The 1,112-nt window shown below is 58.5% G+C and carries 1 protein-coding gene; it reads right to left on the reverse strand.

What is annotated here, in order from left to right:
* Positions 1–1,112, reverse strand: a 1,112-nt coding sequence (locus tag EPD60_RS17030) for a hypothetical protein (RefSeq protein WP_207896683.1), incomplete at both ends; no start/stop codon positions are given.

A 1,112-nucleotide genomic window follows, 5' to 3' on the forward strand; every position in this document is an offset into this window, starting at 1 on the left:
CAGGCACCGTTTACAGTAGTCACTGTGTAATCTCCACTCTGGCTATAGCTCTGACCCCTCCAGCTATAGGTACCACAGGCAGTAGCGGTGGTGTCACTGCGCACGCCCTGATTGATGGTGAGGTGCAGGACAGCCGTGTCGGTGCAGGCACCGTTGGGTGTGGTGAGGGTGTAATCTCCACTCTGGCTATAGCTCTGACCCCTCCAGCTGTAGGTACCACAGGCAGTGGCGGTGGTGTCGCTGCGCACGCCCTGGGCGATGGTGAGGTGCAGGACAGCTGTATCGGTGCAGGCACCATTTACAGTAGTCACTGTATAATCTCCACTCTGGCTATAGCTCTGACCCCTCCAGCTGTAGGATCCGCAGGCAGTGGCGGTGGTGTCGCTGCGCACACCCTGGTTGATGGTGAGGTGCAGGACAGCTGTATCGGTGCAGGCACCGTTGGGTGTGGTGATGGTGTAATCTCCACTCTGGCTATAGATCTGACCCCTCCAGCTGTAGGTACCACAGGCAGTGGCGGTGGTGTCGCTGCGCACGCCCTGGGCGATGGTGAGGTGCAGGACAGCTGTATCGGTGCAGGCGCCGTTTACAGTAGTCACTGTATAGTTACCGGAAGCAGTGTAGGTAGTTCCTCTCCAGCTATAGGTACCGCAGGCGGTGGCGGTAGTGTCGCTGCGTACGCCCTGGTTGATGGTCAGGTGCAGGACTGCTGTATCGGTACAGGCACCGTTGGGTGTGGTGATGGTGTAGTTACCGGAAGCAGTGTAGGTAGTTCCTCTCCAGCTGTAGGATCCGCAGGCAGTGGCGGTGGTGTCACTGCGCACGCCCTGGTTGATGGTGAGGTGCAGGACAGCTGTATCGGTACAGGCACCATTGGGTGTGGTGAGGGTGTAATCTCCACTCTGGCTATAGCTCTGACCTCTCCAGCTATAGGTACCGCAGGCAGTAGCAGTAGTGTCGCTGCGCACTCCCTGGGCGATGGTGAGGTGCAGGACAGCCGTGTCGGTGCAGGCACCATTTACAGTAGTCACTGTATAGTTACCGGAAGCAGTGTAGGTAGTGCCTCTCCAGCTATAGGATCCGCAGGCAGTGGCGGTAGTGTCACTGCGCAC

Source organism: Flaviaestuariibacter flavus, from assembly GCF_004337505.1.
Taxonomy (GTDB): domain Bacteria; phylum Bacteroidota; class Bacteroidia; order Chitinophagales; family Chitinophagaceae; genus Flavisolibacter; species Flavisolibacter flavus.